Here is a 25,443-nt window from a genome sequence, read left to right as displayed (position 1 = left end):
GCTTCTCTTCCTCTTCGCCCGGGCCACCGTGTGCGGCGGTCGACGGAAGCATCTCGCTCGTTGGGTAAGGCGGTTGGAACACTCTTGCGTGCCGGTCCGCCCGACGCAATGCCGTAGCGCGTGCGGATCCTCACACCCGCCCGCGTCGAGACGCCCACCCTGTGAATGAATGATCCGGGAATTCGTTGACTTTTGGTTGGATGAGCCAGAGGATTCCCGGGGTGACCCACCATGCGTACGGCCCAGGTGACCTGTCCGAGACCCTGGACGAGGCCGCACACCGCTGTCTGGTCGCGGGATTCGACGGTACGACGGCCGTCCCCGACACCCTGAAACGGCTCGTCGACCGCGGCCTGGGCGGCGTCATCCTCTTCACCCGCAATATCCGGGACGCCGACCAGGTCCGTGAACTAACCGGCATACTAAGGGAGTTGCGGCCCGACCTGCTGGTGGCCATCGACAACGAGGGCGGCGGCATCGGCCATCTGGTCGCCGCCGGCGCCCCAGAGGTGCCCGGCTCCTGGGCCCTCGGCGTCGCCGACGATCCCGCCCTCACGGCCGCCTGCGCCGACGCACTCGCCGGGCACCTGGCCACCCTGGGCATCACCGTTTCCTACGCACCGGTCGCCGACCTCCAGCACCGCCCCGAGAACCCGATCGTCCGCACCCGCGCCTTCGGCGCCGACCCCGACCTGGTCTCCCGCCATCTGCGCGCCTGGATCGCCGCCACCGAGGCGCGCTCGATCGCCTCCTGCGCCAAGCACTTCCCCGGCCACGGCGGCACGGTCACCGACAGCCACCACGACACCGCGGTCGACCCGCGACCGTACGCCGAACTCGACCTCGCCACCTTCCGGGCCGCGATCGACGCCGGTGTGCCGATGGTCATGAGCGCTCATGTCGTCTTCCCGGCCCTCGACCCCGACCGCCCCGCCACCCTCAGCCCCCGCATCCTCGGCGACCTGCTGCGCGGCGAACTCGGCTTCGACGGCGTGCTGGTGAGCGACGCGCTGGAGATGAAGGCCATCACCGGCCGCTACGGCGAGGCGGCCGCCGCCCGGATCGCGCTCGCCGCCGGAGCCGACCAGGTCATCGTCGCCGTACCGCACCTGGAGACCACCCTCGCCTGCCGCGACGCCGTCCTGGACGCGCTGCGCTCCGGGGAACTGGCCCCGGAGCGGGTCGAGGAGGCGGCGGCCCGGGTACGACGGCTCGCCCACCGGTACGCCACCCCGCCCGCCCGCGCCGCGGTGGCCCCCTGGGACGAGGGCGCCGGGTCGGCGGCCGCACGGCGGGCCGTCCGCGGCCGGGGTGTGCTGCCCCCGCCCGTGCCGGGCGCGTACGTCGTCGACCTGTTCCCGCCGCCGCATCCCGCCCTGAACTGGGGCGGGGAGGACTTGCTCACCGAGGTGCGGGCCCTGGACCCGGCGGCCGTCGGGACGGCGCTGACGAGCGAACCCGGCGAGGCCGCGGTGGCCGAGGTGCTGCGGGTGGCACAGGGGCGGCCCCTCGTGGTCGCCGTCTGCGACGCCGGGCTCCATCCCTGGCAGCGGCGGCTGCGCGAGGCCCTGCTGGCCGCCCGCCCGGACGCGGTCCTGGTCTCGACCGGGCTGCCGGAGGGCGAGGCCCTGTGCGCGTACGGGCGGGGCCGGGTCAACCTCCGTGCGGTGGCGGAGGTGCTGTCGGGCGCGGGTCCTACGGCCGGATCAGCTCCCTGATGCCCCGGGCCGCCAGGTAGTGGTCGTCCAAGGCCCGCTCCGCCAGGACGATCGCCGGCCTGGTGCCGTCCGCGCGCAGTCTCGTCCACGCCTCGAAGAAGGCGCCGCCCGGACCCGAGACCGCGCGGCCGGCGGGCGTGCAGTCCAGGACGAGGGCGCTCTCCCGGGGCGTCACAGGCCGCCGGTCGCGCAGTTCCGCCACGGTATCCGCGAGCGCGTGGGCGATCGGCTTCGGGCGGCCCGCCGAGTCGAACAGGCCGAGTGTGTACTCGAGTTCGGGGAAGTCGGCGAGGGCCCGGTCCACGTCGTGGGAGCACCACCAGGTGACGCCCCACAGCTGCGCGCAGTCCGCCGCGTTGAGCAGGGTCGCGCGGGCGAAGTCCGGGGCGTCGGCGGCCGGGATGTGCGGCTCGGGTGCGCCGGTCTCCTGGACCCAGACCCGGCGGGCGGGGTCGGTGGCATAGGCCTTGGCGAGTTCGGTGCCGTACTCGGCGAGGTGCCGCACCTGGGGGGAGCGCGGGCCGTAGCGGCGGGCGCAGTCGCCGGAGAACACCCAGGGGTGCACCGTGGTCAGGTCCCCCTTGCGGGCCGACGCCTCCGGGGTGAACGGGTGGTCGTCGCCGTACCAGGCCGCGTCGTACGCGGAGTGGGTGACCAGCCCGACGCCGTCGCCCAGCCCCTCCCTTGCCGCCGCCAGCAGCGTGTCCAGGTACTGGTCCACCTCGGTGACCGTCACCGGGTTGTGCTCGACCAGGTTGTTGAGCTCGTTGCCGAGCTGCAGGCCGATGAGGTTCGGGCGGCCGGTCAGGGCGCGGCCCAGGGTGCGGAGCAGGGCGGCCTGGGCCTCGACGGCCGCCGGGTCGGTGAAGACGTTGCGGTGGTGCCAGCTGCGGGTCCACTCCGGGTAGAAGTCGAAGCTCGACAGGTGGCCCTGGATGCCGTCGACGAGGACATCGAGGCCGAACTCGGCTGCCAGGTCCACCAGTTGGACGAGCTGGTGCACGGCGGCGGGGCGGACGAGGGTGCGGTTGGGCTGGAGCAGCGGCCACAGGTGGAAGACCCGGACGTGGTCGAGACCCAGCCCGGCGATCTGCGCGAGGTCCTCGCGGGCCTGGTCCGGATCGACGTCGTGCCATGCGTGGAACCAGCCACGGCGTGGGGTGTAGTTGACACCGAAGCGGAGTGCGGGGGCGGGCGGGGGCGTGCTGATGGCGTCCTCCTCGGGGCCTCGGACCCTGGCTGCTCGGATCTTGTGTGCAACGAATGTATCAACCACCATGGACGACAATGAATAGTGATTTGAACCAGGAATCGCCCTGGGTCGTCGGAATCGACGCCGGTGGTACCCGCACCCGGGCGGTCCTCGCCGACGCGCGGGACGGACGGGCCGTGGGGGAGGGCGTGGCCGGGCCGGGCAACGCGCTGACCGTCCCGGGGCCGGAGCTCGTCGATCACCTGGCCGGGGCGGTCGCGTCGGCCGTGCCGGAGGCGGGACGCGCACGAGTGGCCGCGGTGGTCGGCGGCTTCGCGGGGGCCGCCCGCGCTCCCGAGGAGGAGCCGGGCCGGGTGCGGGCGCGGGCCGCCCTCACCGCCGCGCTGACCCGGCTGGGCATCGGCACCGGGGCGGTCGAGGTCTACAGCGACATCGAGGCGGCCTTCGCCGGGGCGCCCGGGCAGCCGGCGGACGGACTCGCCCTGGTGGCCGGCACCGGTGTGGTGGCCGCCCGGATCGCGGGGCGGGTGCTGGTGGCCACCTCCGGCGGGGACGGCTGGCTGCTCGGGGACGACGGCGGCGGGTTCTGGATCGGGCGCGAGGCGGCACGGGCCGCCCTGCGCGCCGCGGACGGCAGGGGCGGACCGACGGCACTGACGGCGGCGGTCGGGCGGGCCCTGGGGATCCCGGCGAGCGCACTGCCCCCGGCCGAAGACGCGCTCTGGAGGCCGGAGTCGCGCGCGGCCTACCGGGCGTGTCTCCTGCCGGCCGTGCTGGACCGCCCACCGGTACGGCTGGCCGATCTCGCGCCCCTGGTGTCACGTGCGGCGGCGGAGAAGGACACGGTCGCCGCGGCCGTTCTCCGGGACGCGGTCGCTCATCTGGCCGCGACCGTCGCCGCGTTGGGGCCGCGTCCGGGTGAAGCCCTGGTCGTCACGGGCGGACTGGTGGCTCCGGACGGCCCGTTGCTCGCCCCGCTCACCGAACGGCTCTCCCCCCTCGACCTCACCATCACCCCGGTGCCGGACGGCTGTGCGGGCGCCGTGGCGCTGGCGCGGCTCCTCGCCACCGGCCGCCGACCCGCGGAGGCTCCGTGACCGTCCCCACCTATCGCATCCCCACCGCCCCCCTCGACGACCGGGTCGCCGACCTCCTCGCCCGGATGACCCTGCGGGAGAAGGCCGGCCAGCTCAACCAGCGCATGTACGGCTGGCACGCCTACCGCCGCACCTCCGACGGCCGCTTCGAACTCACCGACGCCCTGCGCGCCGAGACCGACCGCCGCGCAGGACTCGGCGCCCTCTACGGCCTGATGCGCGCCGACGCATGGTCCGGCGTCGACCACCGCACCGGACCGGGCGCCGGCGACAGCGCCGAACTCGCCGACCTGGTCCAGCGGCACGTCCTGGACAGCAGCCGCCTCGGCATCCCCGCCCTGTTCGTCGAGGAGGTCCCGCACGGACACATGGCCCTCGACGGCACGGTCCTGCCGGTCAACCTCGCCGTCGGCGCCACCTGGGACCCCGGCCTGTACGAGCGGGCCGCCGCCCATGCCGCCGCCGAACTGCGCGCCCGCGGCGGCCATCTGGCCCTCGTCCCGGCCCTCGACATCGCCCGCGACCCGCGCTGGGGCCGCACCGAGGAGTGCTTCGCCGAGGACCCCTACCTCGCCGCGCGGCTCACGGAAGCCCTCGTCCGCGGCATGCAGGGCGACCGGACCGAGCTCTTCGCCGCCGACAAGGCGCCCGTGGTCCTCAAGCACTTCGCCGGGCAGGGCGCCACCGTCGGCGGCCGCAACTCCGCCGAGTCCGAACTGGGTCTGCGCGAACTCCACGAGATCCACCTCCCCGCCGCCCGCGCCGGCGTCCGTGCCGGGGCCGCCGCCGTCATGGCCGCGTACAACGAGGTCGACGGGATGCCGTGTTCGGGCAACCGCGCGCTGCTCACCGGGATCCTGCGGCAGAGCTGGGGATTCGACGGCCTGGTGATGGCCGACGGCCTCGCCGTGGACCGGCTGGCCCGCATCACCGGCGACACGGTCTCCGCGGGAGCACTCGCCCTCAACGCCGGTGTCGACCTGAGCCTCTGGGACGAGGGGTTCACGCATCTGGAGGCGGCGGTCGAGCGCGGGCTGGTGGAGGAGCGCGTCCTAGACGCCGCCGTCGCCCGGGTGCTGCGGCTGAAGTTCCGCCTCGGCCTCTTCGAGCAGCCGTACACCCGGCGGGCCCCGCTGCCGGACGGCGGCCGGGAGCTGAGCACCGACCTCGCGCGGCGCTGCGTCACCCTCCTCCACAACGACGGGGGCGTCCTGCCGGCCGGACCCGAGGTCCGCCGTATCGCCGTCCTCGGCGCCCACGCCTCGACCACCGCCCACCAGCTCGGCGACTACACCGCGCCGCAACCCCCGGGCGCGGGCAGCACGGTGCTCGACGCGCTGCGCAGGCTCGCCCCGCCCGGCGTCGAGATCCACCAGGGGGAGGGCCCGGCCGACCTCGCCGTCCTGGTGCTCGGCGGCAGCAGCGCCCGTGCCCCCGGCACCGAGTTCGACGCCAACGGAGCGGCGCGCTCCGCAGGGCCGCAGACGACCTGCGGTGAGGGCGTCGACCTCGCCGGACTGCGACTTCCGGCCGACCAGCGGGCCCTGTTCGAGGCGGTCACCGCGACCGGCACGCCCACCGCCGTGGTCCTGGTGCAGGGCCGCCCGCACGCCGTCCCCGAACCGGCCGACCGGGCCGGGGCACTGCTCACCGCCTGGTACCCGGGCCCCTGGGGCGGCGACGCGATCGCCGAGGTCCTGCTCGGCCACACCGAACCCGCCGGCCGCCTCCCGGTCTCCGTCCCCCGGTCGGCGGCCCAACTCCCCGTCTACTACAACCACAAGGACACCGAGTACGGCGGCTACGTCGACGAGACCACCGAGCCGCTCTACCCCTTCGGGCACGGCCTGTCGTACACGCGTTTCGCGTTCGCCGAAACCCGCCTGTCCGGGCGGACCGTCCAGGTCGACGTCACCAACACCGGGCAGCGGTACGGGCGTACCGTCGTCCAGCTGTACGTCCGCAGGCTGCGCCCCGCCACCTGGCCGCGCACCCTTGAACTGCGCGCGTTCGAGGGTGTCGAGCTGGCCCCGGGGGAGTGCCGTACGGTCGTCCTCGAACCGGCGGTCGACGAAGCCGTCGAGATCAGGGTCGGCGCCTCCGCGCGTGAGGCGCTCAGCGCGACCCCGCTGGTCGTGGATCAGAGCTTCACGGCCCCGGCCGAGACCCCCTTGTAGAACCACCGCTGCGTGATCACGAACAGCACCAGCACGGGGACGACGGAGATCACCGACCCGGCCATCACCACCCGCTGGTCGTAGCCGAAGGACGAGCTCTGCAGCCGCGACAGGCCCAGCGTCAGCGTCATGTGGTTCTCGGAGCGCAGCACGATCAGCGGCCACAGGAAGTCGTCCCAGGCGCTGATGAACGTGTTGACGACGACCACCATGATCGCGCCCCAGGCCGAGGGGAGATACAGGTACCGGAAGCGCTGCCACTCGTTCGCGCCGTCGAGCATCGCCGAGTCCTCGATCTCCCGCGGGACGGCGAGGAACGCGCCGCGCATCAGCAGGACGTTGATGGCGCCCACGAACCCGGGCAGCCACACGCCCGCCAGGTTGTCGACCAGGCCCAGGTCACGGATGCTCAGGAACAGCGACACCATGATCGACTCGAAGGGGAACATCATCGAGGCGACCAGCACCACCCAGACCGCCTTGCGGCCCTTCCAGCCCGGCTTGGAGAGCATGTAGCCCGCGGTGGTGGAGAACAGCAGCTGGCTGGTGACGGAGAGGGCGACCACGATCAGGCTGTTCCTGATGTACGTGGCCACCGGGACCTGTTCGAACACCTCCCGGTAGGCGCGCAGCGTCGGGTGGTGCGGGAGCAGGCTCGCGTCCGCGCCGAAGACGTCCTCGCCCGTGCCCTTGAGGGAGGCCAGGAGCTGCCAGAGCAGGGGGCCCACGGTGAGCCCGAGGACGAGCAGCAACAGCAGGTAGCGGACGACCAGTTCGCGCGGGCGGCCGTACTCCCGCCAGCGGGGCAGCAGGCGCCGGGGCCGGTCGACGGCGGTCGTCATGCCTCGTCCTCCTTGGTCAGGCGCTGCGCCAGCAGGGTCAGGCCGAGCGTCAGCGCGAACAGGGCGACGCTGACCGCCGAGCCGTACCCGGCGTTGCCGGTGAGCGGGTCCAGGCCGACGTCCCGGATGTAGAACGGCAGGGTGCGGTCGGCGCCGCCCGGACCGCCGGTGGAGCTGCCCAGCATGTAGATCTCGGTGAAGACCCGCAGCGAGCCGATGCCGGTGAGGGTGCCGACCAGCATCATGGCCTGCCGGACACCCGGCACGGTGATGTGCCAGAAGCGGCGGACCGCGCCGGCGCCGTCCATCGCGGCGGCCTCGTGCAGCTCTTTCGGCACGTTCCCGAGAGCCGCCAGGTAGAAGACCATGTACCAGCCGAGGCCCTTCCACAGGGTCAGGCCCATGGCGGACAGCAGGATCAGCCAGGAGTCGGACAGGAACGGGATCGCCGATCTGATCAGGTGGGCCTTCTGCAGCCAGGTGTTGACCAGGCCGTCGTCGGCGAGCAGCCACTGCCAGCTCAGCCCCACGACCACGCTGGAGGCGAGCACCGGGGTGTAGAAGGCGGACCGGAAGAAACCGATGCCGGGAAGGTTCTTCTCCACCAGGACGGCCAGCATCAGGGGGAGCAGCACCATCAGCGGGACGACGATCAGCGCGTACAGGACGCTGTTGCGGGTCGCCAGCCAGAAGTCCGAATCGCCCAGCATCCGGGTGTAGTTGTCCAGGCCGACGAAGCCCGCGGCGCCGCCGAGCGGCTTGGCGTCGGTGAACGAGAGCAGCAGGGTGTTGAAGAAGGGGAACACCCCGAAGACGACGGCACAGCCGATCGCGGGAGCGGTCCACAGCCACGGCAGCCACCAACGGCGGTACATCGCCGCCCCGTTGGCACCGGGCGCGGGGCCGGGCAGCAGTCGGCGGAGCCGGGAGGGGGCCGGGCCCGGGGCGGCGGTGGTCCGCTCCGCCGCGGGCACCGGCACCGGACGGGCGGTCTCGGTCGCCACCCTCAACCCGCCTGCTTCAGCAACTCGTTCGCCTTCGCCTGGGCGTCCTTGACGGCCTGCGCGGCGCTCTTCTTGCCCTGCATGGCCAGCTGCACCTGCGCCACGATCGCGTTCTGCACGGCGGGAGACAGGTTTGTCTGGTAGGCGGTGGCCGTCTTCAGCTGCTCGGCGACCAGCTTGCGGGCCTCGGAGAACGGGTCGTTCCCGGTGACCTGCTGGAAGAACGGATCGTCCAGCGAAGCCGTGGTCGTCGGGAAGACGACCACGTTCGGGTCCTTGCACCAGGCCGTCTGGTTCTCGGCGTCGGTGAGGAACTCGGCGAACGCGAGCGCCACGGGCGCGTGCTTGCTGGTCGCGGCGACGGATATGTACTGCGGGGCGCCGGTGGTGTGGCCGAGCTCGTCGAAGGGCTGCTGGCCGACCGCCGTCTTCGCGTACACCGACGGGCTGTTCTGCTTCACGAACCGCACGAAGCTCGGGTTCGTCGAGCCGTACGCCACCTTGCCCTGGCTGTACAGCGTGGACGGGTCGTTGCTGGAGGACAGCGAGTCCTTCGGCATCGCGCCCTCCTTGTACAGCTTCGCCATCCAGGCCACCCACTGCTCAGTCCTCGGATCATTTGCGAAGACCGCGGACTTTCCGTCGTCGGAGAGCGTCTTGATGTTCATCTGGTCCCAGTCGGCCGGGATCCGCCACACCGGGTTCGCCATCGTCGCGTAGTACGCGCCGTCGGCCGCCTTGGCGACCTTCTCGTAGTCGGCGAACAGGCCGAAGACGCTGCTCGGCGCCTTCGAGGTGTCGACGCCCGCCTTCTTGAGCAGGTCCGTGTTGTAGGTGAGCACGATGCCGCCGGTGTACCAGGGGAGCACGGTGTGCACGGTCGCCCCCGACGAGTCCGTCATGGTGCTGGACTTCCAGAACGCGGGGACGAACGGCTTCGCCACGTCCGGGTCCTTGACGCCCAGGTTCAGCAGGTACCCGGCCTTCGTGAGCGCCGTCGCCGTCTCGGAGTTGAGGTTGATGACGTCCGGCAGGGTGCAGGCCTGGGCGTCGGCGACCGTGCGGGTGGTGAACGTGTTGTCGCCGGGGTCGTCGATCCACTTGACCGTGGCACCGGGGTGGGCCTTCTCGAAGTCCTTGATCACTCCGTTGAAGAACGACCCGAAGTCCTTCTTCAGGTTCGTGGTCTGGAAGGTGATCTGGCCCTTCACGTCCCCGGTGAGCTTCCCCGAACCGACGTTCCCCTGGTCCACCTTGCAGCCGCCGGCCGTCGCGCCCCCGCCGCCGGAACCGCCCGACAGGCCGCAGCCTGCGGCGGTCAGGGCGAGGACGAGGACGCCCGCCATGGATCCGGTCAGTCTCTTCGCACGCATGGTTGTCCTCCTGCGGCCGCTTCCGGATGGTTCAAATCACCAACTTGAAGTCTGATTGATGAAAAGGTGGACCAGAATTCATCGGAGGTCAATGCTTCGCGTGTTTCGTTTCGGTTCCGTGTGCCGTCGGACCGGTTCAGTGCCGGTGCTCGTGGTCCGGATGCGCCGGGTCGCCCGGGTGCTCGTGACCGGGCGGGTACTCGACGCCGGCCCGGGCCCGGTCCAGCCAGTCGAAGAAGGCCTGGCGTCCCCGGGCCCGCCGCAACTCCCTTGCCACGTCCTCCCGTACGCGCTCGTACGGCTGGAAGTCCTCGGCCGCCGCGGTCGCGAAGGCGTCGACACCGCGCCGCAGCGCGTCCTTGGTGAGGAACCGGTCCCGGTTGCGGACGTAGTAGTCCCGCACCGCCTCCTCCGGTACCCGCTGTTCGGCCTCAAGGGCGGCCAGCAGGGCACGGGCGGCGGGGGAGTGGGCGAGCGCCACCGCGACGATGCTGCCCAGGTCGGCGACGTCGGTCCCGGACACGGCCAGGACGCGCTCGGGAGAGATCTCCCGGGGTGGTTCCAGGCCGCGCTCCACGCAGGCCCGCCGGGCGAGTTCGTCCGTGACGACGACCTGTGTCGCCCACCGCCGGCGCTGCCGCTCGGCCCGGTGGAGCGCCTCCGTGCGGGCGCCCGCCGGGTCCCGGGCGGGCACGGCCGCCAGCAGCGTCTCCACCTGCTCCACCGGCACGGATGCCCCGTCCACCACAGCCGCGTGCTCGCTCACGGCGTCACCTCCACTGCGACCGCCTCGGTGTAGGCGACACACCCGTGCCAGCCGACCTTCGCCAGCAGCCAGTACGACCCCGGCTCCACCGCCGAGGCGTCCACCTCGATCCCGCACTCCAGCGACTCCCCGGCGGCCACCGTGAACCCCTGGCAGCCCGGGGCCACTCCGGCCCAGGTCCCCCACGACGACACCGCCCACAGGGTGCCGTCGACCGGCCCCCGGGTCCGGTTCCGCAGCCCGACCGGGACCGTCACCCGGTCACCCCGGCCGACGCGGATCCGCTCGACTCCCAGGCGGGCCAGGAGAGTCGGCCCGGTCCGCCCGTCCGGCTCGCCCTCGGCCACGGCCCCCGGCACATCGACGGCGACCACGTCCTCGTACGCCTGCCCGTCGCGGACCAGCCGCGCCCCCAGCCAGTACCGGCCGGGTGGGGTGTCCGGTGGCGGGGTGAGCGTGACCTCGGTGACGGTGAACCCGCCGGGCCCCAACGCGTAGGGCAGGCGGGCGGGTTCGGCCGTCCAGCCGGGCGGGTGTCTCAGGTCGACCGTGCCCGCGGCCGAGGCGTCGGTGAGCTCGGAGGAGATCCGCAGCGTCGCGGTGACGGGTCCGGAGGCGGTGAGCGCGGCCGGCGAGAGATGGACGGCGACCGGGAGGTTGCCGCGGGGCGCGGGACCGGAGTTGTGCAGCCAGTAGCGGGTGGCGACCGGCTGGGCGGGCTCGTGCGCGGCGACCCCGGGACCCGGCGCGGGCGGCGCGTCTCGCGGAGTCGCCCGTACGGTGGCCACCTCGAAGCCGCCGAGGTCGAGTTCCAGCACACCCCCGTCGGGGACCAGCGGCTCCCCGGGTCTCTCCAGTACGTCCGTCCGCGCGCCCGCCGTCCACGGCCGAGGGCCGGTGACCCGGGCCCGCACCGGCCGCCCGTCCACCTCGTGCAGCCGTACGACGACCCCGCCCGCCGGATCCGCGGTCGCCACGCTGCCCCGCGCGAGAGGCGCACCGCTCGGCTTCAACGCGTCGAGCAGCACCCGGCCCTCGGGTTCGAGGGTGAGGAGGGAAACCGTGCGCGGAAGGCTGCCCGGTGCGTCGGCGGGTGGCCGGATCCGCGCCGTGAGCGGGTGGTTGAAGGCGTGCCCCGCCCGCGGAAGTCCCAACTCCCGCCAGTCGCCGGCACCCGCGACCACGGCGTACTCGAACGTGTGCGACCAGCGCTGGAGTTGAAATCCCGACCCGTCGGGTGCGGTACGGCGGGGCGGGTCCACCCAGATGCCGGAGGGCCAGCCGGTGCAGGACCGCATCAGGGACATGTACAGGTCGCCGGAGGAGGTGACCACGCAGCCGGGCGTGCCCCGGTTGAGGACGGCGAAGCCGCGCCCGTCCCAGGCGTCGCCCGGCGGCAGCGCCTCGCCGCGCCCCGCCGCCGTGGCCCGGACGACCCCGTCGTCCAGGTCGGCGACGAGCGTGTCGACCGCCTTCGCGTCGTCCTCGGCGCCGGCCACGATCAGCAGGGGGAGCTGCTCCAGTTCGCGGAGATCGGCGCCGGGTACCCACTCCTCGCGCAACGACGCCCGCGGGGCCACCCAGACGGTCGCGAGGCCGCTCTCGGCCAGCTGCCGGTTCACCTCACGGGCCGCCGCCGGATCCCAGCTCAGCGCCTCGGCGACCACGGGGTTGCGGTCCGGGGTGCCCACGGCGATCCGCAGGTCGGGCAGGTTGGAGTCCACCTCCAGGTCGCCGTAGCGCGGACCGCCCGCGACCGTCGACGTGGCCGTGACCCCCGCCCGCACCAGAGCCGCCGCGAGCGGGGTGCCCAGCTCACCGGCGGAGTCCCAGTCGGCATGGATGAGTTCGGCGACCCCGAACGCCCGCTGCCCCAGCAGCCGGCCGCTGTCGTCGTGCACGGCGATCCGGGCCGTGGAACCCAGTCCGAACCAGGTGTTGGCCGGATTGTCGAGGGTCCACGGGAACCGCTCGCTGTCCACCTCCACGAAGCCGAAGCCACGTCCGATCACCGCGTCCGCGACCTCGTGCACCGGCAGCCCGCCCTGCACGTCCGAGGGCCAGCGCACCCGGATCAGCCGGTCGGCCCCGTCGTAGCCGTCGACGGTGGTCGTCACGTCGAGCCGGTCGACGCCCGTCCAGAGGGTCAGCCGCTGCGTGTACCGGAGGAGTCCGAGGTCGCCGCGGACGGTGATCCGCGCCCCGGCAGGGGAGCGCTCGACCTCGACGTCCGCGGTGACGTCCCGGCTCCGGGCGGCGGTCGTGCCGGTCGGGGTGAGATGCCAAGGCCCCTCACCGAACCGCGGATGCCGCGGATACTCCTCCTGCACGACCAGCTCGTTGCCGATGTCGCCGGCGCGCAGCAACTCCCGCCCGCCCTCGGCGAGTCGGCGCAGACCGCGGACCCCGCCACCGCGCGCCGGGTCGACGGAGACCTCGTAGAACTCGTTGCGGATGGTGAGTCCTTCGTCCGGCGCCCACCCGGGCACCGAACCCTCGGCCAGCGAAAGGGCCTTGAGGCCCATCCCGGGTACGTCCGGTACGACGACCCGGAGCCGGCCGTCCTCCCGGACGGCGGGCAGCGGCAGGCCGGTGAGGTCCAGCGGGACCAGGCCGCCCGGGTCGTCGACCGTGAGCACGTCCCGGCGTCGCCAGGTGGCCGCGTTGAAGACCACCAGGTCGGGGGCGCCGCCGGGCAGCGGGACGACCTCGCGGGCGAGCGCGTCGGTGGCGTCTGCGTGCACCACCCGGGCCAGGTCGGACAACTCCCGCCAGCCGGTGAGGAGATCGATGTACACCTGGTCCGACTCCGAGCCGGTGATGGCGTCGTGATGGGCGCCGTAGACCAGCTGCCGCCAGGCCTTGTCGAGGGCCGCGTCCGGGTAGGGGTGCCCGGTGACGAGGGAGGCGAGGGTCGCCCAGGCCTCGGCGTCGGCGAGCAGCGTCTCGCCGTACCGCTGGGCCTGCTTGGTGTCGATGTAGGAGACGTCCTTGCCGGTGTAGACCGGGTTCATGTCCCGGGTCTGCGGCGAGGCCGTACGGCCCTCGGCCGCCAACTCCGCGCGCACGGCGGCGAAGAAGTCGCGGGGGACGGCGCTGACGAAGCGCGGCCAGACGTACCGTTCGTTCCAGTCGCGGTGGATGCCCGTCACCCAGCGGCACGGCGGCGCGTAGTCCCCGCCGACGGGCAGCAGCACGTTCCTGGTGAGCGCGGCCTTCTTGAGCCCCTGGAACAGTTTGAACGCCGCCGCCTCCGCCTCCGGCAGGGTGGGCGCGTTGTCGATCGCCCAGCCGGCGCCGTAGTGGTTGACCATGTAGGCGGTGAGCAGACCGCGCCCGGACGGCGCGATCCAGTTGAACTCGGCCGGGAACTGCATCCGTCCGGGATCGCGCGGCTCCTCGCCGAAGACGGACAGCGTCGGCCCCCACTGGTGGAACGGCCCGCGCGCCCAGGAACTGGAGGTGATGCCGGCGTCCGCCATCAGCCCGGGGAACTGCGGATCGTGCCCGAACGCGTCCAGCTGCCAGGCGGTTTCGGGCGCCGCGCCCATGATCCGGCGCTGGAAGCCGTCCCCGTACAGGGCGTTGCGTACGGTGGCCTCGGCGCCGGTGAGGTTGGTGTTGGGCTCGTTGTAGGTGCCGCCCATCACCTCGACGCGTCCGGAGCGGATCAGCTGGCGCAGGAAGGCCCGCTCCTCGGGGAAGGCGTCCCAGTAGGGCTTGAGGTAGTCGACCTCCGCGAGCACGAAGGTGTACAGGGGGTCGCGCCGGGCCAGGTCGCAGTGGGCGCGCACCAGGCTCATCCCGGACTGGCCGCGCGAGTCGAAGGTGCGGGCGGGCAGCCCGCTGGAGGCCGGGTCGTCGGCGGTGTCCCAGGTCTCGGTGTAGGCGGCCTGGGTGTTCCACCAGACGGGGTCGTAGTGGAAGTGGCTGACCATGAACATGGTCCAGCCGGGCTCGGCGGCGGTGAACTCGGCCGCGTGGCGCAGCAGTCGGCCCGCGCCCGCGTCCTCGACGGTCACCGTGATGCTGCGCCGGTCGCCGGGCGCGAGCCGCTCGGCGGACACCGGGACCTCCGCGCGTACGAGTCCGTCCTCGCCGGCGGTGGCCCGATGCTCGCCGACGCTGCGCACCCCCGGCCCCTCGACGGTCAGCAGCACCGGGCGGCCCGGGAGATGCTCGACCCGGACGACGACCACCTGCAGCGGTTTCTCCGGGGTGCCGGTGAAGAGCTCGGTCGACTCGACAGAGGTCACACGCATGGGGCTCCTACGAGTGCTCGGCGGAGCCCCATCCTGGCATCGAGGGGTGGTTCAATCAACCACGCATGTGATTCATTGATGGTTCATCCATGCAGAACGGATGGTGGTTCAGCGAGACCGCCGGGGCTTCGCCGTGTGCTGCCCCGCGATGTGGTCGGTCAACGCCAGTGAGGCGCTGGCCCGTTGGTAGGAGAGCTGGGCGACCCGGACGTACAGGCAGTCGATGAGGACCAGCACCGAGTGGCGGGCGCCGATGATGCCGGTGGGGAAGCTGGTCTCCGAGGTGGAGGAGATGAGCCGGATGTCGGCGGCTCGGGCGAGCGGGGAACGCGGGTCGGCGGTCAGGGCGATCGTCGTCGCGCCGCGCTCCTTGGCCGTCTCGAACGGCTCGGTCGTCTCGCGGGTCGCCCCGGAGTGGGAGATGCCGATCGCGACGTCGGCGGGGGTGAGTAGGGCGGCCGAGGTGGCCGCGGCGTGCACCTCGGTCCAGCCGCGCACCGAACACCCGATCCGGAACAGCCGGGTCTCGGTCTCCTGCGCCACCGCTCCGCTGCCGCCCACCCCGTAGACGTCGATACGGCGGGCACGCGCCATGGCCTGCGCGGCCCGCTCGACCGCGTCCAGGTCGATCCGGTCCAGGGTCTGCTGGACGGCCCGCAGGTCCGCGGTGCCGACGACCTTCACGACCCGTTCCAGGCTGTCGTCCGGGGAGATGTCCGGACCGATCTCGGCCGTGCCCCAGTCGGAGACCTCGCCGCGACCCCGCTCCTGGGCGAGTGCGATCAGCAGGTGCTGGTAGGAGTCGAGGCCCACGGCCCGGCAGAACCGGGTCACGGTCGCCTGGGAGGTGCCGGTGCGGCGGCCCAGTTCCGCGGCCGAACAGTGGGTGACGGCGGCCGGATCCTCCAGGATCAGCTCGCCGACCTTCCGCAGGGAGCCGGCCAGGCGCGGCAGCTCGGTACGGATGAGTGTGGTGACGTCCGTCGAGGGCATGAAGAGAAGGTATCAGCCACCGTCTGAGCGGTCGCTTGAATACCAGGACCGGAAGAACGCGGCATTGCACAGCGTGCGGCACGCGTGATTTATTGATTCATCGATAGCGACGTAGTTGGGGTGGTTCAATCCATCCGATTGTTCCCGGAAGCAGGGGAGTGCGCACGTGTCCGTCGAGTCCGCCAACGAGTCCGGGACCGGCCCGGTGAGCGCCGAACGCTTCGCCCGCGAAGGCCTCGACGCCCTCCGCCGCCTCACCGAGTCCGCCCGCGCCGACGTCACCCGGGCCGCCGCACTGATCGCCGACTGCGTCCGCGCCGACGGGGTCGTCCAGGCCTTCGGCACCGGCCACTCCCAGGCCATGGTGCTCGAGGTCGCCGGCCGCGCCGGCGGGCTGGTGCCCACCAACCGGATCAGCATCGCCGACCTCGTCCTCTACGGCGGCGAACACCCGAGCGTCCTCGACGACCCGCTCCTGGAACGCGAACCCGGAATCGCCGCCCGCCTCTACGAGCTCGCCGCCCCGCACCCCCAGGACCTCTTCGTCGTCATCTCCAACTCCGGGGTGAACAACGTGATCGTGGAGATGGCCCTGCACGCCAAGGAACGCGGACACCGCCTCCTCGCCCTCACCTCCCTCGCCCACACCCGGGCGGTCCCGGCCGGCCACCCCAGCGGCAGGAAACTCGCCGACCTGGCCGACGTGGTCCTCGACAACGCGGCCCCGCGCGGCGACGCCCTCCTCGAACTCCCGGGCGGCGGCGCGGTCTCCGCGCTGTCCACGCTGACCGGAGTCATGCTCGTGCAGATGGCGGTGGCCGAGGCGGCCGGCCTCCTCCTCGCCGCCGGCGACCGCCCCCCGGTCTACGTCTCGGCGAACGTGCCCGGCGGCTTCGAGGGCAACCTGGAACTGGAGAAGCGGTACGCCGGACGGATCCGGCGCACCGCGAGCTGAGCAGGCGTCAGCCGACCGGCGGGCGACGGCCGTTCCAGGGCAGCGCGACCTCCAGGGTGCGGGACACCTGGAGCAGCAGGTCCTCACGCCAGGGTGCGGCGACGAGCTGGACGCCGACCGGCAGCCCGGTGGCCTCGTCGTGGTGGACGGGGAGCGAGACCGCCGGCTGGCCGGTCACGTTGAAGACCGAGGTGAACACCCCCATCGGATAGCTGTTCAGCAGAGCGGCCAGCGGATGGTCCTCGGTACCCGCCCGCCAGGCACCGACGCGCGGCGGGAGACAGGCCATCGTCGGCGTGACCAGGAGGTCGAAGGTGCCGACGAAGCCCTCGACGATGCGCCGCGACAGGTGCTGGGCCCGCTGCACCGCCTCCACATAGGCCCACGAGTCGACCGACCGCGCCGCCTCGCGCAGCGCACGGTTGTGCGGCTCGACCCGCTCCGGGTCCGCGAGGTCGATCCCGGCGGCGCCGACGTTCCAGATGGTCGTGAACGCGGCGATCAACTCGCCCGTCGGCGGCAGCGGCAGGGAGGTGTCCACGACGTGGTTCCCCGCCGATTCGAGTGCCCGGAGTGTGACCTCGACGGCCGTCACACACGCGGGGGCCACACCGATCCCGTCGACGGGCGAGTCGGTGAGCACCCCGATCCGCAGCCCGGCCGGCGGCTCCGCCGCCATCGCCGCGGTGAACGGGCCGCGCGGGGACGGAGGCGACCACCAGGCGCCCGGATCGTGGCGGGCCAGCACGTCGAGGGCGGCCGCGGTGTCCGCCACCGTCCGGGTGACCACACCGCTGGTACCGAGGCCCTCCACGACGACGGTCGCGTTGCCGACCAGGCCACGGGTGGGCTTGAGGCCCACAAGACCGGTGCAGGAAGCGGGGATACGGATCGACCCGCCGCCGTCCTCGGCGTGCGCGATCGGCGCCATCCCGGCGGCGACGGCCACACCCGCCCCGCTGGACGATCCGCCCGGCGTACGGTCCGGGTCCCACGGGTTGCGCGAGATGCCGAGGGCCTCGCTCTCGGTGAAGGGCAGGGCACCGAACTCGGACGTGGTGGTCTTGCCGAGCAGCACGAACCCCGCGTCCACGAACCGCCGCACGACCGGGTCCGAGACCGGGGCCGGTGTCCGCCCGGCGCCGGCGGATCCATGGGTGGTCGGCCAACCGGCCACGTCCACAAGGTCCTTGACCGGCAGCGGGACACCGTGGAAGGGCGGCAGGTCGTCGGGCGACGCAGCCCGCACCACCTGGTCGGCCGCCACGGCGGCGGCCTTGCGGACGTCGTCGTCGGCCCGGTGACAGAAGGCGTTGAGCCGGGGGTCCAGCTCGTCCATCCGCCGCAGACAGACCTCGGCCAGTTCGACGGGGCTGACCTCTTTCCGCCGTACGGCCGCGGCGAGTTCGACGGCCGGCGTGAACGAGTCGAGCGAATCGAACGAATCGCTGGGCTCGATCGGCTCGATCGGCTCAGTCGGCGAGCGCTTCATGAACGGTCCTCTCCGGTTCGGGGCGTTGACGGGAACGCCGTCAGTCTCGGTGCGCCCGCATCGCTCCGTATTGGACGAATGTTCCGTACGCTGGCGCCATGCGATCCGCCCGAACGGCGCAGAGCGCCGCGCAGATCTGGGACATCGCCACCCCGGCGCGGCCCGGCCTCCTGCCGGGTGTCAGCATGGCCGGGTTCCGCGCCCGCACCGGGGATCCCGTCGACATGAGCGTGGTCCCGTACCCGGCCGTCACGGTGGCCTTCGACCTCGGTGAGCAGCCGTTCGGCGTGGACGCCCCCGACGGCGGACGGCACCGGGGCAGCATCGTCGCCGGGCTCGCGGCCGACGGCCTGCGCGGACACGGCCGCGCCATCGAGTGCCTCCAGATCCGGCTGTCACCGGTCGTCGCGCACGCGGTGTTCGGCGCCTGCGTGGAGCTGGGTGGCGCGGTGGTCTCCCTCGACGACCTCTGGGGCCGCGACGGCACGCGCGTCCAGGAACAGGTACGGGCCGCCGGATCCTGGCCGGACCGGTTCGCGATCGCCGAGGCCGCACTCGTCCGCCGGCATGCGGCCGGCTGTGCCGTCGACCCCGAAGTCGCCTTCGTCTGGCGGGAGATGGTCACGCACCTGGGCGGGATCCGGGTCGAGCCGCTGGCGGCCGAGATCGGCTGGAGCCGTAAGCGACTGTGGTCCCGCTTCCGCTCCCAGACCGGACTCACCCCCAAACGCGCGGCCCAGCTGATCCGGTTCGACCACGCGGCCCACCGCCTCGCCGCCGGACACGGTGCCGCGCGGGTGGCGGCGGAGATCGGCTACGCCGACCAGTCCCACCTGCACCGGGACGTCAGGGCCTTCGCCGGGGTGACGCCGGCAGCGGTCTCCCACGCACCGTGGCTGGCGGTCGACGACGTCGCGTGGGCCGCGCCGACCTACCTGGCGGGAACACCGCTGCGAGCCGCGGGGCGCGCCGAGCTCGGCAGATAGCCGCAGTGCCCGGCCGGTCCGCCCGGCGCCGTATTCGGTCGCGCCGCGCGGTGTCGCCCGGTGTCGCCCGCCGGCGTGTTCAGCCGGCGGGTGTCTTCCGCAGCCGGCGGTGGCGTGTCCCGGCCTGTGCCCTGGCCGCCTCGGACAGGGCGGGCTGGAGGCGGCGGGCGGCGTCCACGTGGTCGTCGGTCCAGATGATCCGGACCGCGACCGGGGTGGCCCGGCCCTGGCCGTCGCTGAGCTCGGTGCGGACGGACTCCACGAGCCGCGTGGCCCCCTCGGGCCGGAGCGGAACGGCGTCGGGGACGGGTGACCGGCTCCCGAGGCTCGCGGCGAAGACGTGGTACCAGTCGGTGACCAGGGCCGCCGACCCGAGGACGGCACGGTGCGCGTCGGCCCGGACGGCCTGGACACGGGCCACGTCCTCGCCCTGCCACAGCGAGACGACGGCGTCGGCGGCCAGCCGCAGCCCCACGACACCGGTGACGAGGGTGTTGGCGCAGGACAGCGACAGCGGCTTGGCCCCGCGTTCGGCGAGGTAGTTGCGGAACGCGTCGTCGAGGCGGCGGGCGGCGGCCGCCGCCACCCGGCCCTGGGGATCGGGATCGACGGGGTGGCGGTGGCCCAGGGCGTGGTGCACGGCGTCCCCGAGGTACCGGGCGCTGTCGTCGTACGCCTCGGCGAGTGCCTTGTGGACGGCGCCCCGGGCGCCGCGCGGCCAGAAGAACACGGCCACGAGGATGCTGACCAGGCACCCCAGCGCGATGTCCTGGATGCGCAGCAGGACGATGTGCCAGTTGGGGTCGTGGCCGATGTTGAAGAGCACCACGAGCGTGACGGTGAACGCGGCCTGCCCGGCGGCGAAGGAGACGGCGGCCGGCGCGATCCCGGCGAACAGTACGGCCACCGGGAGCACGAACCACAGGGCGGTGCCGTGGTGCCCGATCAGATGCAGCAGCCCGGCGCCGATCACGGACCCGGCGACCGTGCCGAGGACGGCGCGGACGGCGCTCTGCCCGGTGCTGAGCGCGTTGGAACGCAGCACGGACAGGGTGCCGAGCAGCACCCAGAAGGAGTGCCCCACGCCGGTCACCCCGGCCAGGAACACGGCGATGCCGAGGCCGACCGCGCCGCGCAGGCTGTTGTGCAGCCACACCGAGTCGGGCCTGAGATGCGCGACGGCCCGTTCCCGGGCGGAGGCGAGGGGCGCGGCCAGTGCGCCCGGCTCACGGCCGAGCAGCCGCTCGGGCCAGCTGCGCTGCCAGGCGGTGGCCGCCGCGTCGACGTTGTCGGCGATCTGCAGGACGGCGAAGCCGAGCTCCTGGGCACGGAAGGACACGTCCAGCGTGGCGATGAACCCGAAGACCTCCGCCGCACTGTTCCCGCCGGGATGCTCGGCGGGCACCCGGACCGTGGAGCTGTGCTCCATCCCGGCCAGGGCCGCCCGCAGCTCCTGCGCGCGGGCCCGCAGCGGACCGGTGTCCCCGTTCAGGTCCGTGAGCAGGTCGCAGGCCCCCTCCAGGACGTGGGCGGCGGCACGACGCACGGTGAACGCGGCCGGATCGCAGGCCGGAGGCTGGTCGGTGTACTCGGACCGGTCGACGAGGACCGCGCACAGCCAGGTCAGCTCGTCCACCAGCCGGACCAGGGCACGTGAGGTCGCGGACAGGCCGGTGGGGCGGAACGTGGTGGCGTCGAACACCCCGCGCAGGTCGGCGCCGGTCCGTGCGGTCTGCTCCGCGCCCACCCGGCAGCGCTCGGCGTCCGCCACCGGCCCGTCCGGGCCCGGCAGCGACGCGCGGATCCGCAGATACCCGGCGGCGGCACGGCACACGGCCGCCGCCGGGGCGCTGAGCGGATCGGCGACGGGACGCGGCCACAACAAGGCGACGGCCGGCAGTGCCACCGCCGCCGCCAGGCCCGCGCCGGCGAGGCGCGCGGGCAGCTGCGACAGTGCCACCGGGGCGCTGACCGGCAGGACGAAGGCCAGCAGGAGCGCCGTCGAGCTGCCGGCCAGCACCGAGCTGACCACGCCGGCGAAGAGGACCACGAACCCGATCACGACCGTGGCCGCCACGGCGAGCCGGATGTCCCGCCCCGCCAGCGTCCCGGCACAGATCAGCACCAGCCACGCCACCCCGAGCGACGCCTGCGCCCGCAGCCGCTCCACCATCGGCCCGGAGTAGTCCACCAGCAGCAGCATCGAGAACGAGCCGAACGCGGCGTAGCTCGCCATCGCCGGCGAGTGCAGCACCTCGGTGCACAGCGCGAACAGGGCGGGCATCACCAGCGCCGTACGCCCGGCCCGCCGGGTCGCCGCGAGATCCGGGTCCTTGCCGCGCAGCCACGTCACCCAGCGTGGCGCCCGCCCCGACATGTCCACCTCCCGCCGGCCCCGGAGCAGCCGGCCCCGCTGCCGTGCCGCCCGTACCACCCATATGCGGCCACCACCGCCCCGCCCGCAACATTTGCCGGGACGGCACGACAGCCGGAGGATCCCGCCGGCCGGCTCGGCGCACCGGGAACCGGTCCGCTCAGCGCACCGGGAAGCCGAACGAGTACCCCTGTTCCTTCAGCCACGGCAGCACTTCGCGCAGAGCGGCGACCGTCTCGGAGCGGTCGCCGCCGGCGTCGTGGAAGAGGATCGTCGGCCCGTTGGGCATCTCCTCCTCGACGGTGGCGACGATGGCGGTCGTGCCGGGGCGTTCGAAGTCCTTCGAGTCGACGTTCCAGCCCAGCGGGCGCATCCCGTGGGAGGCGGCGACCTTGCGGCTGTACGGGGTGAAGGCGCCGCCCGGGGCACGGTAGTAGAGCGGCCGTACACCCCCGGACGCCTCGGTGATCATGCGCTCGGCGTCGAGGATCTGCTGGGACTGGTAGGCCTTGGACTTGGTGTCCATGGTCACGTCGTGGGAGACCGTGTGGTCGCACAGCCGGTGCCCGGCCGCCACCACCGCCCTGACCAGGTCCGGGTGCGCCTTCGCCTGCGGTCCGATCATGCAGAACGTGGCCTTCACGCCGTACTCCTTCAGCACCTGGAGCACCTCGGGCGTCCAGACCGGGTCCGGCCCGTCGTCGATCGTGATGTTCACGCCCCTGGCGCCCCGGTCCGAGGCGTGCGCGATCCCCATCGACACCGGGGCCGCCTTCGGCGCCGCACGGTGCGCCGAAGTCCCGGCCTCCGCATGCCCGTTGACGGGACCGGCCTGCGCGGTCCACAGCGAGGCGGCCACGGTCACGGCCGTGACCCCGAGCGCCGCCGCGACCACCTGGCCGTACCATCCCCGTCCGCCGTGCCGCGCCATGTCCGCCCCGTTCCTTGTCGTCCGGTCCACCCCGTGCACCCGTGAGGACGGAGGACGGCGGGCACCGGATCCATCCGTTACCGATCACGGACAATTCCGCGAGGGTTCTGCGACAGGCTCCCCGCGAGACCTCTAACGCGGGGAACGGCGATCGGTGTTGGCGCTCACGCCACTTCGTGCACCCGCCGCGACCGACAGCCTCGACGAGTGAGGTCGCCACGGCGGTCGGCCGTCCGTCGGCGCCACCGCATCCGGGGCGTCGGCCTCCCGGAGCCGGGCGGACCCGTTCACCGCGATCACGGAAATAGGGATCCACTGGGCCGGAGTGCGGGCCGTCCCTGAAACTCTGAGGCAATTCAGAGAAAGGACGGGAAACCGGCAGGAGGTGGCCGCGAGCGGTGCCGTATCGTGCGCTATGTCGGATTCATCCGGGCGGTTTTCGCAAAGTGACGGTAAGGGTTTCCTTTTGTGAAATCGACACCGTTCGGCCGTGACTTAATTGCGCTGGTGGCCGACTTTCGAGGCCATGGAAATCGACATGAGAGCGCTTTCACAGATTTCTCATTCTTCTCGGTGATAGTCATCGGGCAGCCGCTGACCAGAAAACCCGAAGACTCGAGAAATGAGAGGTGCATCCTGGTGTCCGAAACCGGCATGGGTGAAAGCACGGCACAAGAAGGACACGCGGCGGAGGTCCGGTCGGCGGAAGCGGACCGTCGTGGCTTCATGCGCAGGGTCTTCCTGGCCGGCGGTGCCACCGCGTTCGCCGCCATGGGCGGAGCCGGCGCGGTGGCGTTCGCCGCCGACGGCTCGACCGACACCCCCTCGGCCGCGGCCGACGACAGCGCGAGCCCGTCCCCCAGCGCGAGCCCCACCCGCGGGGGCGGAGGCGGCGGCGTCCTCGCCACGCAGACCATCACCGAGGACTTCTACGGCCTGACCACCGACGGCAGACAGATCGACGACCTCTTCACGCTCCACTCCAAGGGCGTCGACACCGCACCCGTCGTCGCGGCCGCCCAGGCGTTCCTGGCCGGGCTCACCGACGCCCAGAAGGCGAAGACGCAGTTCTCGCTGCGCTCCACCGAGTGGCGGACCTGGAGCAACCTCGACCCGGGGGAGTTCAAGCGGCAGGGTGTGTCGCTGGCCGACCTGACGGACGAGCAGAACGCACTGGGCTCCGCCCTGATGACGGCGGCACTGAGCGCCGACGGCCTGGAGACCACCGAGAAGATCCGCCGCCTCAACAACGCGGCCGGCGTGATGCTCGGCAAGGCCGACGTCTTCAACGACGAGCTCTTCTACTGGACCGTGATGGGCACGCCCTCGGCCACCGAGCCCTGGGGCTTCCAGTTCGACGGCCACCACCTGGTCGTCAACTACTTCGTGCTCGGCGACCAGGTCGTGATGAGCCCCTGCTTCTGGGGTTCGGAGCCGACGAGGATGGAGATCGACGGCGAGACCGTCTCGGTCTGCCAGGAGGAGGTCGAGGCGAGCCTGGCGTTCATCCAGTCGCTCACCGAGGCCCAGCAGGCGACCGCGATCATCAAGGCCACGAAGGCGAACGAGGACATGAAGGCGGGCGCCTTCGCCGACAACGCGGTCGTCGCCTACGCGGGCATCCGTGCCACCGAACTCACCCCGGCCCAGCAGCGGAAGCTCCTCGCGGTCGCCGAGGCGTTCGTGGACCGGGCCAAGGCCGACGTGGCGAAGGTGCGGATGGCCGAGATCCGCAGCCACCTCGCGGACACCTACGCGGCCTGGATGGGCGGCACCGGCGCCGACGACCCCTTCTACATGCGCGTCCACAGTCCGGTCGTCTGGATCGAGGTCGACTGCCAGGCGGCGGGGCCGCTCGGCGGCGCGTACGGCAAGACCCGCGGTGACGGACCCACCCAGCTGCACATCCACTCCGTCATCCGCACCCCCAACGGCAACGACTACGGCCGGGAACTGCTCCGCCGGCACTATCTGACGTCACCGCACCACCACTGAGGCACGCGCTCGAAGGGCCTGCTCCGGTTCCGCCGTGACCCGGAGCAGGCCCGGCGGGCTCGGGGACGGGCCCGCCAGTCCCAGGCAGCCGGACCTCGACCGGTGTGCAGGGCCTCAACCGGTGTGCAGGGCCTCCCTGATGGAGTCGACGGCGAGGTGCCGTGCGACGTTCGTGGCGTTCGTGTCGCGCAGGCTGTCGAGCATCATGAAGTCGTGCACCATGCCCTGGACCCGCACCGCGGTGACCGGGACGTCGGCCTCCCGTAGCTGGGAGGCGTAGGCCTCGCCCTCGTCGCGCAGCACATCGGCCTCGTCGGTGATCACCAGGGCCGGCGGCAGCCCCCTGAGGTCCTCTACGGAGGCCTGCAGCGGGGCCGCGTAGCGCTCGTGGCGCTGTGCCTCGTCGGTCGTGTACTGGTCCCAGAACCAGATCATGCCGTCCCGGGTGAGGTAGTAGCCGTCGGCGAACTGCTGGTAGGACGGCGTGTCGAAGTCGGCGTTCGTGACCGGGTAGAGCAGGATCTGCGCGGCGAGGTCGATGTCGCCGCGGTCCTTGGCCATCTGGGCGAGCACCGCCGACATGTTGCCGCCGACGGAGTCGCCGCAGACGACCATCCGGGACGGGTCGAGGCCGTACTCGGCGCCGTGCGCCACGACCCACCGGGCGACGGCGTAGTTCTGCTCGATCTGGGTCGGGTACTTGGCCTCGGGCGCCCGGTCGTACACCGGGAACACGACCGCCGCCTGCGCCCCGGCGGCCAGCTCCCGGACGAGACGGTCGTGGGTGTTCTCGTCACCGAAGACCCACCCGGCGCCATGGATGTAGAAGATCACCGGGAGCGGCCCGTTGATGCCCTCGGGCTTGATGACATGGGCGCGTACGGTGCCCCACTCGCCTGTGTCGACGTCGATCCGGCTCTCGTCGGCGGGCGGTTTGGCCACCCCCTCGCCCGTCTGCAGACCGGCGAGGATGTCCCGCCCCTGCGGGGGCGGTACCTCGTAGATCCGCGGGTGCGCCGCGGTGGCGTCGGCGAGTTCGCGGGCCGCAGGCTCCAGGTAGGGGGTGGGCGGCGGGGGCAGATTCTTCATGACGAACCTCCAGGAAGTGCCGATGCCGCGGCGGTGAGGTTCGGCCGGCCGCGCGTCTGCGCAGGTCACCACCCGATGGGCGGGGCACCGCGGGCGCGCCGGTGGCGAGGCCGGGCGGGCGACATCGCCTTCCAGCCTGGCACCGGACCGCGAAGGCGGCATCACGTGACCGGCGC

The 25,443-nt window shown here is 72.8% G+C and carries 17 protein-coding genes; 6 read left to right on the top strand and 11 right to left on the bottom strand.

The window, feature by feature from the left end:
• The first annotated feature begins 221 nt into the window (after positions 1 to 221).
• Positions 222 to 1,718, top strand: a complete 1,497-nt coding sequence (locus ACFWPQ_RS23910; protein WP_384038217.1) for a glycoside hydrolase family 3 N-terminal domain-containing protein — start codon at positions 222 to 224, stop codon at positions 1,716 to 1,718.
• Here the strand turns inward: ACFWPQ_RS23910 and ACFWPQ_RS23905 are convergent.
• Positions 1,696 to 2,997, bottom strand: coding sequence for a glycosyl hydrolase (locus ACFWPQ_RS23905; protein WP_384038214.1), 1,302 nt, complete (start codon positions 2,995 to 2,997; stop codon positions 1,696 to 1,698). The two genes, ACFWPQ_RS23910 and ACFWPQ_RS23905, sit on opposite strands and share 23 nt — an antisense overlap.
• An 8-nt stretch (positions 2,998 to 3,005) precedes the next feature.
• Here ACFWPQ_RS23905 and ACFWPQ_RS23900 point away from each other — a divergent pair, with 8 nt between their 5' ends.
• Positions 3,006 to 4,028, top strand: coding sequence for an N-acetylglucosamine kinase (locus ACFWPQ_RS23900; RefSeq protein WP_384038211.1), 1,023 nt, complete (start codon positions 3,006 to 3,008; stop codon positions 4,026 to 4,028).
• 65 nt (positions 4,029 to 4,093) lie between these two features.
• Complete coding sequence (locus tag ACFWPQ_RS23895) at positions 4,094 to 6,205, top strand: glycoside hydrolase family 3 N-terminal domain-containing protein (RefSeq protein ID WP_384038398.1); 2,112 nt, start codon at positions 4,094 to 4,096, stop codon at positions 6,203 to 6,205.
• On the opposite strand, the gene ACFWPQ_RS23890 is transcribed toward ACFWPQ_RS23895, so the two are convergent.
• The 6 genes from ACFWPQ_RS23890 to ACFWPQ_RS23865 all read right to left on the bottom strand — a co-directional run bounded on the left by ACFWPQ_RS23890 (position 6,169) and on the right by ACFWPQ_RS23865 (position 15,445).
• A complete protein-coding gene (locus tag ACFWPQ_RS23890; protein WP_384038208.1) occupies positions 6,169 to 7,047 on the bottom strand; it encodes a carbohydrate ABC transporter permease in 879 nt (292 codons plus the stop codon). The two genes, ACFWPQ_RS23895 and ACFWPQ_RS23890, sit on opposite strands and share 37 nt — an antisense overlap.
• On the bottom strand, positions 7,044 to 7,922 hold the full coding sequence (locus tag ACFWPQ_RS23885) for a carbohydrate ABC transporter permease (RefSeq protein ID WP_384038395.1): 879 nt from the start codon (positions 7,920 to 7,922) through the stop codon (positions 7,044 to 7,046). Before ACFWPQ_RS23885 ends, ACFWPQ_RS23890 begins: the two co-directional genes overlap by 4 nt.
• Before the next feature lie 131 nt (positions 7,923 to 8,053).
• Positions 8,054 to 9,424, bottom strand: coding sequence for an extracellular solute-binding protein (locus ACFWPQ_RS23880; protein ID WP_384038205.1), 1,371 nt, complete (start codon positions 9,422 to 9,424; stop codon positions 8,054 to 8,056).
• Positions 9,425 to 9,560: 136 nt separating this feature from the next.
• Complete coding sequence (locus tag ACFWPQ_RS23875; protein WP_384038202.1) at positions 9,561 to 10,190, bottom strand: peptidyl-prolyl cis-trans isomerase; 630 nt, start codon at positions 10,188 to 10,190, stop codon at positions 9,561 to 9,563.
• On the bottom strand, positions 10,187 to 14,452 hold the full coding sequence (locus ACFWPQ_RS23870; RefSeq protein WP_384038199.1) for an NEW3 domain-containing protein: 4,266 nt from the start codon (positions 14,450 to 14,452) through the stop codon (positions 10,187 to 10,189). The genes ACFWPQ_RS23875 and ACFWPQ_RS23870 overlap by 4 nt, the downstream gene beginning before the upstream one ends.
• A gap of 108 nt (positions 14,453 to 14,560) precedes the next feature.
• Entirely contained in the window at positions 14,561 to 15,445 is an 885-nt protein-coding gene (locus ACFWPQ_RS23865) for a MurR/RpiR family transcriptional regulator (RefSeq protein WP_361287971.1), read from the bottom strand.
• A 166-nt stretch (positions 15,446 to 15,611) separates the two neighbouring features.
• Here ACFWPQ_RS23865 and ACFWPQ_RS23860 point away from each other — a divergent pair, with 166 nt between their 5' ends.
• Positions 15,612 to 16,400, top strand: coding sequence for a sugar isomerase domain-containing protein (locus ACFWPQ_RS23860; RefSeq protein WP_384038195.1), 789 nt, complete (start codon positions 15,612 to 15,614; stop codon positions 16,398 to 16,400).
• 7 nt (positions 16,401 to 16,407) lie between these two features.
• Here the strand turns inward: ACFWPQ_RS23860 and ACFWPQ_RS23855 are convergent, their stop codons facing one another.
• Complete coding sequence (locus tag ACFWPQ_RS23855; RefSeq protein WP_384038193.1) at positions 16,408 to 17,892, bottom strand: amidase; 1,485 nt, start codon at positions 17,890 to 17,892, stop codon at positions 16,408 to 16,410.
• Positions 17,893 to 17,990: 98 nt separating this feature from the next.
• On the opposite strand from ACFWPQ_RS23855, the gene ACFWPQ_RS23850 reads away from it, so the two are divergent.
• Positions 17,991 to 18,878: a helix-turn-helix domain-containing protein gene (locus ACFWPQ_RS23850; RefSeq protein WP_384038190.1), complete on the top strand. Its 888-nt coding sequence runs from the start codon at positions 17,991 to 17,993 to the stop codon at positions 18,876 to 18,878.
• 79 nt (positions 18,879 to 18,957) lie between these two features.
• Here the strand turns inward: ACFWPQ_RS23850 and ACFWPQ_RS23845 are convergent, their stop codons facing one another.
• Together ACFWPQ_RS23845 and ACFWPQ_RS23840 are read right to left on the bottom strand one after the other, a co-directional pair.
• The gene (locus tag ACFWPQ_RS23845) at positions 18,958 to 21,255 is read right to left on the bottom strand and encodes an FUSC family protein (RefSeq protein ID WP_384038187.1); all 2,298 of its coding nucleotides are present in this window, start codon (positions 21,253 to 21,255) and stop codon (positions 18,958 to 18,960) included.
• Positions 21,256 to 21,412: 157 nt separating this feature from the next.
• Complete coding sequence (locus ACFWPQ_RS23840) at positions 21,413 to 22,183, bottom strand: polysaccharide deacetylase family protein (RefSeq protein ID WP_384038184.1); 771 nt, start codon at positions 22,181 to 22,183, stop codon at positions 21,413 to 21,415.
• Positions 22,184 to 22,909: 726 nt separating this feature from the next.
• Here ACFWPQ_RS23840 and ACFWPQ_RS23835 point away from each other — a divergent pair.
• A complete protein-coding gene (locus ACFWPQ_RS23835; protein WP_384038181.1) occupies positions 22,910 to 24,178 on the top strand; it encodes a DUF3500 domain-containing protein in 1,269 nt (422 codons plus the stop codon).
• 114 nt (positions 24,179 to 24,292) lie between these two features.
• Here ACFWPQ_RS23835 and ACFWPQ_RS23830 read toward each other — a convergent pair whose 3' ends face one another.
• Positions 24,293 to 25,267 carry an alpha/beta hydrolase gene (locus ACFWPQ_RS23830; protein WP_384038177.1) on the bottom strand — a complete coding sequence of 325 codons (975 nt, stop codon included), beginning with the start codon at positions 25,265 to 25,267 and terminating at the stop codon, positions 24,293 to 24,295.
• Positions 25,268 to 25,443 lie beyond the last annotated feature (176 nt).

Origin of the sequence: Streptomyces sp. NPDC058464 (genome assembly GCF_042721035.1) — a bacterium.
In the GTDB taxonomy this organism is placed as follows: domain Bacteria; phylum Actinomycetota; class Actinomycetes; order Streptomycetales; family Streptomycetaceae; genus Streptomyces.
The sequence above is the reverse complement of the archived record's forward strand: the minus strand, read 5'-3'. Positions and strand labels throughout refer to the sequence as shown.

Coding starts and splice junctions, on each gene's coding strand:
- ACFWPQ_RS23885 (WP_384038395.1), bottom strand. CDS start 7,922: ATGTACCGCCGTTGGTGGCTGCCGTGGCTGTGGACCGCTCCCGCGATC.
- ACFWPQ_RS23850 (WP_384038190.1), top strand. CDS start 17,991: ATGCGATCCGCCCGAACGGCGCAGAGCGCCGCGCAGATCTGGGACATC.
- ACFWPQ_RS23830 (WP_384038177.1), bottom strand. CDS start 25,267: ATGAAGAATCTGCCCCCGCCGCCCACCCCCTACCTGGAGCCTGCGGCC.
- ACFWPQ_RS23880 (WP_384038205.1), bottom strand. CDS start 9,424: ATGCGTGCGAAGAGACTGACCGGATCCATGGCGGGCGTCCTCGTCCTC.
- ACFWPQ_RS23870 (WP_384038199.1), bottom strand. CDS start 14,452: ATGCGTGTGACCTCTGTCGAGTCGACCGAGCTCTTCACCGGCACCCCG.
- ACFWPQ_RS23855 (WP_384038193.1), bottom strand. CDS start 17,892: ATGAAGCGCTCGCCGACTGAGCCGATCGAGCCGATCGAGCCCAGCGAT.
- ACFWPQ_RS23865 (WP_361287971.1), bottom strand. CDS start 15,445: ATGCCCTCGACGGACGTCACCACACTCATCCGTACCGAGCTGCCGCGC.
- ACFWPQ_RS23905 (WP_384038214.1), bottom strand. CDS start 2,997: ATGGTGGTTGATACATTCGTTGCACACAAGATCCGAGCAGCCAGGGTC.
- ACFWPQ_RS23900 (WP_384038211.1), top strand. CDS start 3,006: ATGAATAGTGATTTGAACCAGGAATCGCCCTGGGTCGTCGGAATCGAC.
- ACFWPQ_RS23845 (WP_384038187.1), bottom strand. CDS start 21,255: ATGTCGGGGCGGGCGCCACGCTGGGTGACGTGGCTGCGCGGCAAGGAC.
- ACFWPQ_RS23835 (WP_384038181.1), top strand. CDS start 22,910: ATGCGCAGGGTCTTCCTGGCCGGCGGTGCCACCGCGTTCGCCGCCATG.
- ACFWPQ_RS23890 (WP_384038208.1), bottom strand. CDS start 7,047: ATGACGACCGCCGTCGACCGGCCCCGGCGCCTGCTGCCCCGCTGGCGG.
- ACFWPQ_RS23840 (WP_384038184.1), bottom strand. CDS start 22,183: ATGGCGCGGCACGGCGGACGGGGATGGTACGGCCAGGTGGTCGCGGCG.
- ACFWPQ_RS23895 (WP_384038398.1), top strand. CDS start 4,094: ATGACCCTGCGGGAGAAGGCCGGCCAGCTCAACCAGCGCATGTACGGC.